The 16500-nt window shown below is 38.9% G+C and carries 15 protein-coding genes and 1 riboswitch; of the genes, 2 read left to right on the plus strand and 13 right to left on the minus strand.

Features of this window, described 5'->3' with window-relative positions; all coding sequences use genetic code 11:
* Positions 1–12: 12 nt before the first annotated feature.
* From ACWATA_RS13785 to ACWATA_RS13795, 3 genes are all read right to left on the minus strand, one after another.
* Positions 13–1347 (minus strand): sodium-dependent transporter, encoded by a 1335-nt coding sequence (locus ACWATA_RS13785; protein WP_028413519.1) that lies wholly within the window; start codon positions 1345–1347, stop codon positions 13–15.
* Between the two features lie 176 nt (positions 1348–1523).
* Positions 1524–1706: a hypothetical protein gene (locus tag ACWATA_RS13790; protein ID WP_013056847.1), complete on the minus strand. Its 183-nt coding sequence runs from the start codon at positions 1704–1706 to the stop codon at positions 1524–1526.
* A gap of 301 nt (positions 1707–2007) precedes the next feature.
* Positions 2008–2754: a TspO/MBR family protein gene (locus ACWATA_RS13795; protein WP_028413520.1), complete on the minus strand. Its 747-nt coding sequence runs from the start codon at positions 2752–2754 to the stop codon at positions 2008–2010.
* Between the two features lie 226 nt (positions 2755–2980).
* Positions 2981–3079: riboswitch (TPP riboswitch) on the plus strand.
* A gap of 96 nt (positions 3080–3175) precedes the next feature.
* Here ACWATA_RS13795 and tenA point away from each other — a divergent pair.
* Positions 3176–3865, plus strand: coding sequence for a thiaminase II (gene tenA, locus ACWATA_RS13800; protein ID WP_108674648.1), 690 nt, complete (start codon positions 3176–3178; stop codon positions 3863–3865).
* A gap of 27 nt (positions 3866–3892) precedes the next feature.
* On the opposite strand, the gene ACWATA_RS13805 is transcribed toward tenA, so the two are convergent.
* The 3 genes from ACWATA_RS13805 to ACWATA_RS13815 are packed head-to-tail and all read right to left on the minus strand — an operon-like array spanning position 3893 to position 6401.
* Positions 3893–5293, minus strand: coding sequence for an aldehyde dehydrogenase (locus ACWATA_RS13805; protein WP_108674647.1), 1401 nt, complete (start codon positions 5291–5293; stop codon positions 3893–3895).
* 13 nt (positions 5294–5306) lie between these two features.
* Positions 5307–5609 (minus strand): ArsR/SmtB family transcription factor, encoded by a 303-nt coding sequence (locus tag ACWATA_RS13810; RefSeq protein WP_033578848.1) that lies wholly within the window; start codon positions 5607–5609, stop codon positions 5307–5309.
* Between the two features lie 12 nt (positions 5610–5621).
* Positions 5622–6401: an SDR family NAD(P)-dependent oxidoreductase gene (locus ACWATA_RS13815; RefSeq protein WP_028413524.1), complete on the minus strand. Its 780-nt coding sequence runs from the start codon at positions 6399–6401 to the stop codon at positions 5622–5624.
* Positions 6402–6709: 308 nt separating this feature from the next.
* On the opposite strand from ACWATA_RS13815, the gene ACWATA_RS13820 reads away from it, so the two are divergent.
* A complete protein-coding gene (locus tag ACWATA_RS13820; RefSeq protein WP_028413525.1) occupies positions 6710–7942 on the plus strand; it encodes a helix-turn-helix domain-containing protein in 1233 nt (410 codons plus the stop codon).
* Positions 7943–8016: 74 nt separating this feature from the next.
* Here ACWATA_RS13820 and ACWATA_RS13825 read toward each other — a convergent pair whose 3' ends face one another.
* The 7 genes from ACWATA_RS13825 to ACWATA_RS13855 all read right to left on the minus strand — a co-directional run bounded on the left by ACWATA_RS13825 (position 8017) and on the right by ACWATA_RS13855 (position 16127).
* Positions 8017–9504 carry a phytoene desaturase family protein gene (locus tag ACWATA_RS13825; RefSeq protein ID WP_154991400.1) on the minus strand — a complete coding sequence of 496 codons (1488 nt, stop codon included), beginning with the start codon at positions 9502–9504 and terminating at the stop codon, positions 8017–8019.
* A 116-nt stretch (positions 9505–9620) separates the two neighbouring features.
* Positions 9621–10211 (minus strand): superoxide dismutase family protein, encoded by a 591-nt coding sequence (locus tag ACWATA_RS13830; protein WP_154991401.1) that lies wholly within the window; start codon positions 10209–10211, stop codon positions 9621–9623.
* A 188-nt stretch (positions 10212–10399) separates the two neighbouring features.
* A complete protein-coding gene (locus tag ACWATA_RS13835; RefSeq protein ID WP_028413528.1) occupies positions 10400–10885 on the minus strand; it encodes a YusW family protein in 486 nt (161 codons plus the stop codon).
* Positions 10886–11001: 116 nt separating this feature from the next.
* Positions 11002–12384 (minus strand): aspartate kinase, encoded by a 1383-nt coding sequence (locus tag ACWATA_RS13840; RefSeq protein ID WP_028413529.1) that lies wholly within the window; start codon positions 12382–12384, stop codon positions 11002–11004.
* A 195-nt stretch (positions 12385–12579) separates the two neighbouring features.
* Entirely contained in the window at positions 12580–14451 is a 1872-nt protein-coding gene (locus tag ACWATA_RS13845) for a PTS fructose transporter subunit IIABC (protein WP_028413530.1), read from the minus strand.
* A gap of 12 nt (positions 14452–14463) precedes the next feature.
* Positions 14464–15378 (minus strand): 1-phosphofructokinase, encoded by a 915-nt coding sequence (gene pfkB / locus ACWATA_RS13850; protein WP_108674644.1) that lies wholly within the window; start codon positions 15376–15378, stop codon positions 14464–14466.
* Entirely contained in the window at positions 15375–16127 is a 753-nt protein-coding gene (locus ACWATA_RS13855) for a DeoR/GlpR family DNA-binding transcription regulator (RefSeq protein WP_028413532.1), read from the minus strand. Before ACWATA_RS13855 ends, pfkB begins: the two co-directional genes overlap by 4 nt.
* Positions 16128–16500 lie beyond the last annotated feature (373 nt).

A 16500-nucleotide genomic window follows, 5' to 3' on the forward strand; every position in this document is an offset into this window, starting at 1 on the left:
TGAGTGCTTTTTTTAATATGCAACAAGTAAGCTTAACAGAACAGCTATAATAATAATAGGTAATACGTATTTAACTAGAAAGAACCATGCGTTGAATAATTTAGCGCCTTTTGTACTTCCTGAAATAAACTCTTCATACACGGCTTCTTTTTTCATTTTAAATGTCACAAAAATCGCAATGGCTAAACTTCCAAGAGGCAGCATTAAATTGCTCACAAAAAAGTCAGCTACGTCAAATATACTTCTGCCAAAAAGTGAGACATGTTTTAGTACACCAAACGAAAGCGCTGATGGGATACCTACTACAAACACAAGAATCCCTGCTAAAGAAGCATAGCGAGTTCGTTTTGTCTGATCGTCTTTGGTTAAAGCAGCTACGATAATTTCCAGCAGTGAAAAAGCAGACGTAAGCGTAGCAAATAGAAATAAGATTAAAAACAGTGCTAAAAAGACGGTGCCAAACGGCATTTTCTCAAATACTGTTGGCAAGACCACAAACAAAAGTCCAGGTCCTTCGGTTGGCTTTAATCCGAATGAAAAAACAGCTGGAAAAATAGCCAAGCCTGCAAGCAGCGAAACAAACAAGTTCAAAATAGCAATGGTGCCCGCTGAACGCGTCAAGCTTACTTTTTTCCCTAAATAAGAGCTATATGTCACCATGCAGGATAATCCTACGCAAAGCGAGAAAAACGACTGACCGAGCGCATAGAGAACAGATGACCCTGTAATGGCTGAAAAATCCGGTTTTAAAAAGAACTTTACTCCGTCCATAGCTCCGTCTAATGTTAAAGAGCGAACCACAATGATAATAAAACAGATAAATAACAACGGCATCATGTATTTATTAGCACGCTCTATGCCTTTTTGTACGCCTTTTGAAATAACAAACACTGTAATTAATAAAAACAGCGCCTGTGCACCTAATACCACATAAGGTTGGCTAATGACGGCATTGAACAACGGACCGTACTCTTTTCCGCTTAGCATACCGGTTACGCTCATAATCGTATATAAAATCACCCAGCCGCCAACGACGCTGTAAAAGGAAAGCAAAACGACACAGCTGAGTACTCCCAGCCTGCCAATCCATACCCAAGCGGACTTTGGAGCAATTGCTTTATAAGCACTAATCGCTTCTTTTCCCGTATGTCTTCCAATGATAAATTCTGCCAACAGAAGCGGCAATCCAATAAAAATTGTAAATAAAATAAACAACGCAAAAAATGCTCCACCGCCACTGGTTCCGGTTACGTATGGAAATTTCCATATCGCTCCTAGACCAATTGCTGCCCCAGCAGATGCTAAAATAAAACCGAGGCGTGAAGACCACTGATTTCCTTTACTCATATAATGTTACTCTCTCCTCTTCTAAACTCAAAACTCATCTGATTAGTACTGTACCATAAATGCAGAAGAAAATCATTCCCGTTTTACTTTTTTCTATAAAACGATATCTATATAGAATAGAAAAAATGAAGAAGCAGCTGCCTCTTCATTTTGAGTTTGATGTTTCTATTCAAAAATTATTCTCTGTACGATGATTCGTCTCCACGGTAGGCTTCTTGATTTGATATTTCTTCAATATGCATATGCCCTTCTCTCTCTAAACGAAGAACTGTACGCTCTGCATCTTCATAACTCTCGCACGTCACTTGTTTATATTCCATATCGTCTTTATCTGTGTAAGCCACTAAATATGTTTCCATTTTAACTCCTCCTATATAAACTATATGTAACGTATGTTGCCTTTTTCGTTTATTTCTAAACATATAGGCTCCAAACATAAAGCCTAGCATACTATAATAGCGGAACTTCAATTTAAAAAGTTGAATTTTTCATTATGCACCGATGCAACATGGAGGTTACGCTTATGACATTTATTTTATCATTCGTACCAATTGTTGTTCCTTTTGGTATTTTAATTAGCTTAATTGCTTTTACAGCTGCTTTTTTACAATCAAAAGAGCATCATAAAAAGCTCTAGCTTACAAAAGCTAGAGCTTCTTTTTAAAAACGTCTATAGCGTTTAATCAGTCCCACAATAATAGCAATTGCTAATAAAACAATCGAGATGATAACAGTAATGACAATTGGCTGATTTCCACTTTGTTTCACCGCAATGGCAATATAAGCCCAAATAAAAACAAGCGGATAAACAGCGTCTCGGTTTTTTAATGTAAACATAATGCCCAGCGCAGCCCCTACCAGCAGCATAATAATCGTCCATGCTAACTCATTTAGGCCAAGTAAGTGCTGTATTCCATTTGCTTGAAATACGACAAATACATTAACAATAGTCGCAACAGAAATCCATCCAAGATAAAGCGAAATCGGCAGACGCATAAACCATGTCGTCATCCGAGAATGCTGAATAATGGAATATACAATCATTAATGTGCCTAAAATAAAGAGCATAACTAAAAGGGATAACTTATAGTAATCGTTTTGGAAAATAAAGATCCACGCACTATTTAACAAACAGTTTAGAAAAAACCAAATGCCGATACGTGCATATATTTCCTTTTGATCTTCTCTTGCAAAAAATTGGCGTATAACCCAAATGGTTAATAACAAATAAATAACGCCCCAGATAGCAAAGGCATAACCGGCTGGTGTAAACAACGTAGGAACTTGCGCAGAAGCCTCTGCCGTTGTTTTGCCTCCTATTGGAATCGCATTTGCTAAATAATTCACAAGAAGTGTAATAGCCAAGCCTACTGTATTTAATACAGCATACAAACGAAATTTTGCCATTTTGTTCTCTCCTTTCTTCTATTTATATGGGAATGTTTCGGAGACGAAAACGGCTCTTCCCTTCATTAATACCTCTTCTTCCCTAAAAATATGCATTTTTAAACAAAAATGATTAAAAATAGCTTCAAGAAGCTACCTCTTTAAGAGATAAAAACCGTTAGGGAACAATTTTCCGTAACGCTTTCTATTTTTCAGAATATATGGTAAGTTAAACATAGACTAATAGGAAGTCCACTAGGGGTGCCGACCGGCTGAGACAAGTTTTCTTGATCCCTTTGAACCTGATCTGGCTCATACCAGCGTAGGAAAGTGGCAATGTTCAGTTTTGTACTGTCCTTTGCCACTCCGTTTATAAACGGAGTGTTTTTTATTTCCTTTATGTGCTTGTTTGTGACTTCCTCATAATTAAAGGAGGATTTTGATGTCATTTTCATCTCAATTAAGACAAGAAGCAAACTATATTTACGAAGCCATTTTTAACCACCCTTTTATTAAAGGAATTGCTGAAGGAGACGTGCCAAAAGAAGCGCTTATTCACTACGTTTCTCAAGACTACGAATACTTAACAGCATTTGTCCGCATTTACGGCGCTGCTTTAACAAAATGCCGTACGCGTACCGAAATGGAAGCCTTTAATGCCGGCATTTCTACGGTATTACATAGTGAAGTACACCCTCATAATAATTTTTGTGAAGTAGCAGGCGTACGCTATGAAGACCTCCACACTGAGGCTCTTTCACCAACGGCCAGCCACTACATTAACCATATGACAAGCGTTGCGCATACAGGCAGCTTAGCGGAAATCATTGCCGTGCTTCTTCCATGTCCGTGGACGTACGTTGAAATTGGCCAGCGCATTACAGAACAAGTAAATCCATCTCCTTCTCATCCTTTTTATGAATGGATTCAGTTTTATAATAATGAAGAAATGAATGGCACAACACAATGGTTTTGTAACAAACTTGATGAACTCACCGAGCAAGCGACTGAAGAAGAACGTAATCGTATGAAAGATCACTTTATCAAAAGCTGTGAGCTGGAGTATTTATTTTGGGAAATGGCGTATACACAAGAAAAATGGCCGCTTTCTCAGCTTTCACTTTCAAAATAACGAAAAAGCCTCCTATCAGGAGGCTTTTTATTTCAATAATTTTTTAATCATTTTCAAGTTTTGTTTCTCTGAAGGATAGCGGAATGACAAATCAAACTTCGTTGTTTGAGACAGCATGCTTTTAAAATGAGAAAATGTCTGAAAGCTGTCTTTTCCATGATATTGGCCCGTACCGCTTTCTCCAACTCCGCCAAAGGGTAAATATGGCGTAGCGATATGCATAAGCGTATCATTTATACAGCCTCCTCCAAATGAAAGACGCTCCGTTATGACATTTTGTACATTTGCACTTTCCGTAAACAAGTAAAGAGCTAACGGCTTAGCTTTTTCTTGAACTTTATGAATAACTTCGTCTAGCGTTTCGTATTCAATCATAGGAAGAATAGGCCCAAAAATTTCTTCTTGCATAACGTCTGATGTCCAGCTTACTTCACTTAACACCGTAGGTTCTATTGTGAGCGTACTTTTATTATACCCGCCTCCAACTATAGCGTTTCCGTCTTTTAAAAACTCAACTAGCCGAATAAAATGGCGCTCACTGACAATACGGCCGTAGCGCTCACTTTCAAGCGGATTACTACCGTAAAATTGATAAATCGCTTCGCGAAGTTTCTCCACTAGCTGCGCTTTTACCTTTTTATGCACGAGCAAATAATCGGGAGCAACGCACGTTTGGCCTGCATTCATTCCTTTGCCAAACATAATTCGCTTCGCTGCAAGATCTAGGTTTGCATCTTCATGTACAATGCACGGACTTTTTCCTCCTAGCTCCAGCGTGACGGGAATAAGCTGCTTCCCTGCTTCTTGCATAATAATTTTCCCTACATTTACACTTCCCGTAAAGAAAATATAATCGAGGGGCTGTTTTAAAAGCAGGCTCGTCGTGTCTACAGCGCCTTCAATCACCGTCACAAATGCGGGATCAAAAGCCTCAGCTAGTAATTCTTGTATAACCCGAGATACGCTAGGCGTTAATTCAGAAGGCTTTATAATCGCCGTGTTTCCAGCGGCAATCGCTCCTACTAAAGGAGACAGCGCTAATTGAAACGGATAGTTCCACGGAGCAATAATTAACGCGACTCCATACGGTTCAGGAACAATTTTCCCTTTAGAGCCCACGTGTGTTAAAGCGGTTTTTACTTTTTTAGGCTTCATCCATTTTGCTAAATGCTTAAGCGTAAACCGAATTTCCTCTAGTAAAATCCCAATTTCCGACGTGTACGCCTCTACTTCAGATTTATTCAAGTCTTGTTTTAAAGCATCCATAATTCTCTGCTCGTTTTGTTTGACTGCGTCTCTGAGCTTATTCAGCGCTTGAATGCGGCTGCTGATGCTCTTTGTCTTTTGTGCATAGAAATACTGCTTTTGTGTAGAGACAATATGTTCAATGACCGTTTCATCTGTGATATAGAATTGCTCGTGGTTCATCTCTTTCATCTCCCTATAAACATTCAGCTTCAACTGTAGCAAGCAAGCTTTTTAATAGCTCAACTGCCTCGTTTAAAGCCAATGAATAATATCTCTGCGTTCCTTTTTGCTCAATTTGCACAAGCTTTTGATCACGTAAAATTTTTAAATGATGAGAAATTGCCGGTCGTGATAAAGTAGACTCGTTTGCAATTTCATTAACGGTTAAAGGCTCTTTTTCCGCGAGCAGCAAAATAATATCTTGTCTTGCTGAATCACTTAGAGCCTGAAAAATAGGAATGCTGGCACGAAATAACTCCACTGCTTTTTCACTCATAAATATTCTCCTTTATTTAATTTCTTGTGTTCTGCGGACAACGGATGAAAGCCACTTTCTTGGTACAAAGCGCGGGATGAAGGTGGCGAGACGAAACTGTACTCCTGGTACGATAACCGTCTGCCCTTTCATAAATTTTTTATAGCCCGCTTTAGCAACTGCTTCTACATCCATTGCACCGCTTTGAAAAAGCTTGGAATTGCTCAGCTGAGCCCGGTCGCTAAAACCCGTTTTAGTTGGACCCGGGCATAGAGCACTTACCGTTACATTGGTACCTCTTAATTCATTTTCAAGGGCCTCTGTGAAAGATAATACGTACGCTTTTGTTGCGTAATACACTGTCATAAGCGGACCCGGCATAAATGCAGCAACGGACGCAATGTTTAAAATTTTCCCGTGATTTCTTTTGACCATATCGGGTAAAAATAATTTTGTTAAATGAGTTAATGCTCGGATATTTAAGTCAATCATGTTTAACTCTTCATCTAAAGCTGTTTCAATAAATTTACCGTATAGTCCAAAACCTGCATTGTTCACTAAATAATCAACGTGCATTTCTTTATTTTTAAGTTCTTCATACAGTGACTGTATCTCTTCTTCTCTTGATAAATCCTTTACAACCGTTATTACGTCAATATTATAAGTAGATTTTAAATTCTCTCTAATCGCTGTTAGTTTATCAGCACTTCTGGCAACTAAAATTAAAGAATGGCCATCCTTTGCGAATTGATAAGCTAACTCTTTACCTATTCCTCCGGACGCACCGGTGATGAGCGCATAATGCTGTGACATAGTGTTCACTCCTTATGTTTATATGTTCAAGAACTTAAACATTTAAACTTATCTTATAGGATTCATTTTTTCCCGTCAACTGTTTTCTATACTCTCCTTTTCTTTTATGTTTTCCATTTTTGCCATTTGCGCATTTCTGTACATTTTTTTACAAAATATGCGTTTTCTTTACATAGAAGGCTAATGTCGTCTAGTTTTGACAACCTTTGTCACCTAGCAGGAAAACAAGTGAAGATATGGTGAATACAACATACAACAAATAATCCATTACATAGTTGGATGAAAATAGATAAGGGAGGAAATGAAAAATGATGGAGACGTATACAATTAAAAAAGTAAGTGATCAATTAGAGGTAGAAAAGAAAACGTTAAAACAATGGGAAAAATTATTGGGCAGCTATTTAACAATTGAACGAGTAGATGGGGCCCGTGTCTATACAGAGGAACAAATTGAATTATTTAATGATATTAAACAGCTGTTTGATGAACAATGTACGTTAGATGAAGTCAAAGAATATGTTCAGCTGCTGATAAAGGAACAAGAAGAGCAGGAGCATTTAGTGATGGAATCAGAGGCAGCGGTTTCAAAAGAAGAAGAACCAGCAAAGTTGAAAACTGCTAAAAAAGAAAACGTCATTGATTTTCAAGAACACTCCAATAAACAAATGAAGCAAGAAAAGAAAAAAGCTGCTGAAAAGCAGGAAAGCATTTCAGAGAATAAGCAAGAGAAGACCCCTCCTATACCTGAAGCACGATTAGCTACTGAAGAAGAAAAGCAGGCTATTTCTGCTTCTATTGAAGAACCAAAACCAAACGACCTTGTCGTGAATGAAAAAGAGCTGCTTCAAGGGGAACTAGTAGAAGCTGTTCGCCGCTATGAAGATGTGTTTGAAGTACTTGATACGTTTAAAGCTGATTTGTTAAAAGAAATGCGAGAAGGAATGCGAAATGAAGTTCGGGAAGAAATTGTCGGAGAAGTAAAAAAAGAGCTTGAAAAAAGTGCTACTCAAACTGTAGAAATGGTGGAGTCGGTCGGGGCATATATCTCTGAGTCTTCAGAACGCAGCGCAAGAGATGTAGAAAATATGTCTAAAAAAATTATCCGTTCTAACGAAAAATCGTTTGATGAAGTCACTTCTTTGATTGAAGATTATTCAACAATTGCGGAAGAAAAAACAGAGGATATGCGCCTGTTCATGAAAGATGTCATGGAGAATGCGGATGAATCCTCTAAAGAAATGCAGTATTTATTAGACCGATTCTCAAGCAATTCTACCGTTGCAATGAATCAAGTAAAATTTATGGTTGAAAAATTAAATAATTCTTCAACTAATACGACAGAAGAGCTTCGTGATTTAATTGATTCGATGAATGAAGAACGAGTCTATTATTTGAAAGAAATGGAGAAAGAGCGTAAGCTTCATCGTCAAAGCGTAGCTGAACGCGAAGAAATGTTTAGTGATTTTGTCCAAACCTTCAGACAAACCGCCGCTGCTGATATGAAGCGAAAACGGAAGTGGTGGAAGCTGTTTCTCTCCTGAAAACACCGGCCCTATGGTAATAGGGCCGGTGTTTTTTGATGGTATAAGCACTAGTAGTTTGTCCGGACGAAACGTTAAGGTAACCTATGCTGATGAGACGTTATACTTTGAAAAACATGATAGCCGCTTACCGATACGCCTATAGTTCCCGCTCCCGGAAACACTGTATCTCCGCATAACCACAGCCCTTGTAAGCCAGATCGATGCGAAATGCTGTTGAACAAGGCATGATCTAACGTTTGCGGAAAGCCTCCCACTCCGCCGTTTGGGCGAGAAGTGAACCTTTCCCATGCTTTAGGAGCTCCTGAAATTTGATGCTCTGCTTCTTCAATGTTAGGAATGATAGTTTTAATTCCTGCTATCATTTTTTTCTCAAGAACTTGTTTTTGAACATCATAGGTTTCCTTGTTACTCCACTTGCTAAGCTCAATGTGAGTAGATGCTGTAATTGTACGCTTGCCTTCCGGCGCACGAAAACGATCGTCAGGATGGGACACGGAGATAAATAAATGATTTCCTTCCGTCATCTCGCCTTGTTCGGATTGAAGCACTTGCTGAAACAACTCTACCTTCTGCGGAAGATCTCTTTCATCAATCGCAACATACATCGAAAACGTTCCCCACTGCGGAAGCTCGCTTTTTTCTTTGGCCCTCTTATGGATATGTTGGTAATCTTCATCATGCAGTAAAGACTTTAAGCTTTGAATTGGCGCGTTGCATACAACGTCTGAAGCGCGGTAGCGGTTACCTCTATGATCATGCACGATCCACTCGTCGTTATCACGCTCTATCTTTACTACTTTCCTTCCTAGAGTCGTTTTTCCTCCGTTGGCTTTAATAGATTTTTGCAGGGCTTCTGCGACTTTGTATAAGCCACCGTTCACATAGAAAGCTCCTTCGTGATAAATATCCAACGCTAGACATCCGATAAGCATTGAACAGTTCTCACTCGTTGTCTGCATGCTGTCTATTAATTGACCATCAATAAAATGAATAAAGTCCGTTTCGTCTAGCAACCTGTGTTTTTTTAGTAAATGACTAAACGATTGATGAAAATAAGGTAATAACTTCACAGACCCAAGATTTAACGAACTTACCAGCCTACTCCACTCACCGATTGTGAGAGGAGGAAGAACCGGCAGCGGCCGCATGAGCTTGCGAATTTCTTTTGCAACTCTAAAAATACTTTCATAGAAGCTCCTAATATTCTTCGCTTTATGAGGAAATTGTTTTTGAAGATACGAAATATGCTGATACCGGTCTTGATAATAAATTAGTGTACGATGTGGAAGATGAACTTTCATGATTTTCTCAAGAGAAATCTTTTCAATTTCTAGGCCCAGGTATGTGCTGATTCGCTCATGTATCCCTCCGCGCTCAAATCCCATTCCAAGCGTCGCTCCGACAGGAAATGTATAGAGATGGCGCTGGAATTTCCCGGCACAGCCTCCCCACTCTCGAGAAGCTTCTAAAACCGTCACTTCATAGCCATGTTTAGCTAAAAGCGCTCCCGCTGTTAACCCACCTATTCCTCCACCTATTACAACAACTTGCTTATGCATGTTTTCACCTTCTTTAACTCTTTCTTCTATTGTGCAAAAAAAAGAAGCTCACCGCAATTTAGAAGCGGCTCGTTACGGCAATAAAAAAGCTGTGAATGATCTCACAGCTTTTTGGCTTATTTCGTAATCACTCCACAAACAATTCGATCTCCTGAGTTTCCTGAAGGATCTGTTGTGTAATCGTCTACTTTATCATGTATCACTAATGCCGACCCCTCCATATCTATAAGAGAATTCGGCTTTCCTTCTTGCAACGTCACAAGAGAAGCAAAAATTTCGGTATCTACTTTTCCATTTGGCGCAACTTCTAAGTTGGGCAAGTCACCCGCATGCGGGCCTTTTGTATTTTTAAAGCCGTGTTCACGTTTAAAAGGATTAAAATGGGCCCCTGCTGTTTTGAAATCCGGCACCTCACATTTTCCTATTTCATGAATATGAAATCCATGTCTCCCGGGTGAAAGACCTTGAGCAGTTAATTTAATTTGCACACCGTTCTTTGCTTCTGTCAGCGTAGCCTCTCCTACTTTTTTGCCTGACGTATTCGTTAAATCTACTTTAACAGGTCCTACCGATACCTCGCTCGTTTCTTTCGCTTCCTCGGTTTTCAGGTGGTTTTCATGAGCGTTATTTTGCTCTTTTACCATGCTGCATGCTCCTAACAATAACAGAACAAAGACTACGCATCCGTTCATTATCAACTTTTGCACCCGTGATTCCTCCTTTTGCTTATTTATCACCATCCTTTCACTATTTTCCTTTTTTTAGACATCAAAAATAAGATTGAGACATACGTTCACCTTACCAAAGAAAAAATCCGAACGAGTTGGATTCTTAATGAAGAACCTCAATTCATCGTTCGGATTTTCCTTCAACTAAAATACTTTGTTTTAACGTCTTACTTTTGTTTAAAGTTGTATTCTTTTTCCGTTCCGTTTGAAAAACGAACTTCTAATTCAAACGACTGAAAATCTTTTTTTAGGCCAAACGCATCGATTACTTCCTTTTTTACATCTTCATCGGGGGTGCGCTGATCAAAATTTAACTTTTTAAATGTTGAAGATAATTTATTAAACGCTTTGTCTCCGTTCAAGTGCTCATCGTTAATATTATCATCCACTTTGGCTTCTATCTCATCATTTTCATTTTCATAGTCAGCTTCATAATCATTATTAAGTCCCTTGTAGTCTACTTCTAAATCAAATTTTGAAAAGTTAAAAGATGTGTTTTCACTTTGATTATCGTAGCTCATCGGCGTTCCGCCATTTGTCACGCCTTGTTTATTTTGAGCTTCTCTTGCGGGTGCCGCATCATCATTGTGGCATGCTGAAAGTACGCTCATACCTATAAGGGAAAAGAATATGAAAAAGGGTCTTTTCTTCACTGTATTTCCTCCTTCGACTTCACTCTTCTTTCCCTTTATGTCCACAAATTCAATTTATATACGCCTTCACTAGAAAACCCCGCTCTCTAAAAAGAAAGCGGGGTTTTTCGTCTTGTTTATTTTACATTAGAATAAGAAATACTGTACATGCTGTTAAAATACGTATTATAAAGAGCTTGAACAGCACGGTCTAAAGCGTCTGCTTTCACACCAAACATCATGCTTACCTCAGAAGAACCTTGGTTAATCATTTCAAGATTCACTTCAGCACGAGCAAAAGCTTCTGTAGCTTTCGCAGCAATTCCTACTGTGCTATTCATTCCCTCTCCTACTACCATAACCATAGCAAGATCACGCTCAATAAAGATTTCATCTACTTCAAGTTCTTTTTCAATTCGAGCAAATACGCGTTTTTCCACATCTGGCGTAAGCTGATGCTCGCGCATGATGACAGAAATATTATCAATTCCTGAAGGAGTATGTTCGTATGAAATACCTTCATCTTCTAAAATTTCAAGCAATCTTCTGCCAAAACCAATTTCACGGTTTAATAAGTATTTGCTCACATGAATATTGCAAAAACCTTTGTCACCAGCGATTCCAACTACTGGCGTATCGCCGTGAGGACGCTCAGCTACAATGAATGTACCTTTTGCTTCAGGATTATTTGTATTCTTAACACATACAGGAATGCCTAGTTTATAAACCGGCTCTAGCGCTTCATCATGGAAGACAGAAAAACCTGCATAGGATAGTTCACGCATTTCTCTGTATGTGACTTCTTTCATTTCATGAGGCTTTTCCACAAGTCTTGGATCTACGCTGTAAATAGCATCTACGTCAGTAAAGTTTTCATACAAGTCAGCTTTTACTCCTGCTGCTACAATTGAACCTGTAATATCTGACCCACCGCGCGAGAACGTAACCATGTTCCCTTCTTCAGAGTAGCCAAAAAATCCTGGAATCACCAAAATGCCCGAACGCTCTCTTAGCTGCGGCAGTTTTTCATAAGACAGTGGAAGCACTCTTGCTCTTCCTGGTTCATCAGAAACAAAAATACCTGCTTCTTTTGGATTTACATAATGAGCTTCAAACCCTAAATGGTTTAAATAAGCAGCCATTACCTTTGCGTTATTATCTTCTCCACTTGCTTTGAGACAATCTAATAAGCGAAACGGATCGTTTTTATGTAAATCAATAAGTGATTGTAAATTCGCAATAATATCAGTAATAATCGTTTCTGGCATAGACAAGTCAACGACGATTTCACGATAGCGATCGATTACTTGCCCAAACTCATCGACGTAATCTTCTCCAAGCTGTATTTTGGCAGAAAGTGCGATTAACAAATCTGTCATTTTTGTATCTTCTCCGTATCGCTTGCCCGGAGCTGATACAACTACCAGCTTTCTCTCTTTATCAGACGTTACAATATGCGCAACCTGTTTAAATTTCTCTGCGCTTGCAACTGAACTCCCGCCAAACTTCGCAACCTTCATGTTTGAGACACTTCCTTACTTTGTTTTTAATATTCGATTATTGTACCATATTTTATCAAGTAGAAAAGCTTATCTATCTAACTTTTCTAAAAATTAAAGGAATACTACCGTAATTGTACTCTCATAAAGAACAAATGTCTACCAGAAAAACACAAAAAGACTGATTTTACATCATGTAAAATCAGTCTTTATTTGTTATTCTGCTTTTGGTTTTTTTAATACACCTACAAGGACCGCTGTCACAATGGCACCAATTAAAATTGCTAGTGCATATAAAAGAGGATTTCCTTGTACAATTCCGATAACGAATACACCGCCGTGTGGTGCTGGTAAACCGATGTGGAACATCATTGTTAAAGCACCTGCTACTGCAGCACCGATAACCGATGCGGGAATAACACGGCCTGGGTCAGCTGCTGCGAATGGAATCGCACCTTCTGTGATAAATGAAAGACCCATTACATAACACGTTTTACCTGTTTCACGCTCTTGGCGAGTAAATTTGTTTTTGAACAAAGTTGTCGCAATAGCCATACCTAGTGGCGGAACCATACCGCCTGCCATAATCGCTGCGTGTGGAGCATAGTTTCCAGCATCAATCATTGCGATACCAAATGTAAAGGCTGCCTTATTAATAGGACCACCCATATCAATAGCCATCATACCGCCTAAGATAATACCTAATAATACTAAGTTACCCGTGCCAAATCCACTTAACCAGTGCGTTAACCCTTTGTTAATTGCACTAACTGGCTCATTTACAACATAAAGCATAATCAATCCTGAGATAAAAATCCCAAATAGCGGATAAAGAAGAACTGGCTTAATTCCATCAAGAGCTTGCGGCAGGACGCTGAACAATTTCTTTAATCCCACTACTACATAACCCGCTAAGAAACCAGCGATTAAACCACCTAAGAAACCGCCTCCGCCAGAAGCTGCTAAAAGACCTGCAACCATACCAGGAGCTAAACCAGGACGATCAGCAATACTCATTGCAATGAACCCTGCTAGTACCGGTACTAGTAAAAAGAATGCATTATCTCCGCCAATTGTTTTTAGCGCCGCTGCAAACGCATTGTACGTTGGATCTTTCGGTTCTGCTGAGTGAATACCAAACATAAATGAAATGGCGATTAAGATCCCGCCCCCTACAACAAACGGAAGCATTGCTGATACACCGCTCATTAGGTGTTTGTAAAACCCTGTACGCTCTGATCCTTTACTTTCTCCGCCTTCTTTGCTGCCACCGCCGCCGCTGTATACAGGAGCGTCTCCTTTTAACGCGCGGTTAATTAATTCTTCGGGCTTACGAATTCCTTCAGCTACTGGAACTTGAATAACTTTTTTACCTGCAAAACGTTCCATTTCTACTTGCTTGTCCGCCGCAACAATAATAGCGGTAGCGTTTTCAATTTCTTCCTTCGTCAACGCGTTTTTAACACCGCTGGAACCATTTGTTTCAACTTTGAGCGTCACGTTCATGTCTTTCGCTTTTGCTTTTAGGCTATCCGCTGCCATATACGTGTGGGCAATTCCCGTTGGACAAGCCGTTACAGCAAGCACTAATTGATCTGAAGCTGTATCCACTTCTTCTTCCGGCGCTTCATTTTCAGTTTCTTTATCATCAATTGCTTTAATGACTTCATCAATTGATGATGCTGTTAGCAACGTTTTTCGGAACGATTCGTCCATTAATAACGTAGACAAACGAGATAATGTTTCTAAGTGAGCATTATTCGCGCCTTCACTCGCTGCAATCATGAAGAATAAATGTGCAGGCTGTCCGTCTAATGATTCATAATCAATACCTTCTGTTGAGCGTCCAAATGCAATGGCCGGTGTTTTTACCGAGCTTGTTTTTGCATGCGGAATGGCAATGCCTTCCCCAATTCCCGTTGTACTTTGAGATTCACGATTTAAAATTGCTTCTTTATAGCCAGCTCGGTCGCTTAAGCGACCAGCTTCGTCTAATTTTCCAACTAACTCATCAATAACATCAGCTTTTGACGTGCTTTTTAAATCAAGAATGATTGTATCTTTTTTTAATAGTTCTGTAATTCTCATTCTCGGTTCCCCCTACTCTACCTTTGTGATTGACACTTGTTCACGAAGCGTCTTTACATCTTCTGCTGTACATAATTCAAGTGAGAATGCTGTGGCACTTCCTGAAGCAACTCCTGTTTGAAAGGCTTCTAATAAATCCCCTTGCTTTACATAAGAAGCAATAAATCCAGCTACAAGTGAATCGCCAGCTCCAACAGAATTTTTCACTGTTCCTTTAGGGACTGTGGCACTGTAGACACCGCTTTCGTTAATAAGAAGTGCTCCATCGCCTGCCATGGATACAACGACGTTTTGCGCTCCTTGTTCCACAAGCTTTTTACCGTATACTAGCGCATCTTCTGCACTGTTTACTTCTACATCAAACAATTCTGCAAGTTCATGATGATTTGGTTTGATAAAAAACGGCTTGTGAGACACGACGTCTAGCAAGGTTTTTCCACTTGCATCTACTACTACTTTTACTCCGTTCGCTGCTGCTAGTTCCGTTAACGTTTCATACACAGAACTTGGAAGCGTTTTCGGTATACTTCCTGCTAATACGAAGATATCGCCTTCAGTCATTTGCTTTACTTGACTCAATAAAGACTGAAGCGCTTCGTCTGTAATAGCAGGCCCTTGACCGTTAATTTCTGTTTCTTTTTCCGTTTTTAACTTTACGTTAATGCGGGTATCTCCATCAACTCTTGTAAAAGCTGTTTCAATATTCTCCGCTTTTAAGTAGTCTTCGATATAGGTTCCTGTAAAGCCGGCTACAAAACCGAGAGCTTTATTATCAACATCTAATCGCTTTAAAACGCGAGAGACGTTAATGCCTTTCCCTCCTGGAAACTTGGCTTCATTCGTTGTGCGGTTAAGTCCGCCTTCTTCGAATGCTGAAACATGTACTACGTAATCAACGGATGGGTTCAACGTACATGTATAAATCATGATTTCACAACCTTTATGTCTGTTTTGTTTGCATACTGTATAAGTACATCACTAGGTACGTCATTTGTTATAATTTTTGCTTCATGTAAATCGGCTATTTTCGCAAAACTTGTTTCAAAAAACTTAGTAGAATCTGATAAAATATAAGATTCTCTAGAAAGCTTCATTGCCGTTTGCTTGATCAATGCTTCTTCTGGATCAGGAGTTGTATATCCATATTGATGATGAATCCCATTCGCTCCCATAAAGCACTTATCAAAACGATACTGCTCAAGACTTAAAAGAGCTCCATTGCCAATTAAAGCGCCCGTTTTATGTTTAACAGATCCTCCAATTAAATAGAGGGTGATACCTTGTTCTAGCATCGGGTTTAAATGCATTAAACCATTTGTCACGACAACTACATCTTTTTGCTTCAAAAAAGGAATCATTTCATACGTTGTAGTTCCTGCATCTAAAAAAATACAGTCACCTTCATTTATAATGGAAGCCGCATACTCTGCAATGTTTCGTTTATCTTGAATATTTTTAGCAGATTTTTCGATAACGCTCAGTTCGATTCGTTTACTGCGAATAAGCGAAGCGCCACCGTGAACACGTTTGAGCATTTGCTCTTCTTCTAGTTGACTTAAGTCTCTTCTAATTGTGGATTCCGAAGCGCCTGTAACTTCGATAAACTCTTGCACTTTTACAAGTTCTTTCTCTTTTAAAAGTTTTAAGATTAGTTGATGTCTCTCCGGCGTTAACATGTTCTAGCTCCTTTTTCAAAAAAGCGTTTTCATTTATTTCATGTACTTACTTTATCACGGTTTACATTCAAAATCAATCATAAAAAATCAAAAACATTCATTTTTTTAATTACAAAATAAAGTTTTTTGAACGAACAATTAGATTTGCATTTGTTTTGATAATAGTTTATACAAAAGGAAATAAGCTGGTAATTCAAGAATTTGTCTACTTTTCTCATTATATGTAAAGGTTTTCTTGCAACTAATTAGCTATGACTGTTTTTGACTATTTCTTGACCGATTTAATTTCTCTTGACTGAATTATGTTTAGCTTGTCCTGTTTTAATGAGAGCCTATACATCAAAAAAGTTGTCCACCTTTTTGGACAACTCAA

The sequence above is a fragment of the Priestia sp. USM5 genome, assembly GCF_058323215.1.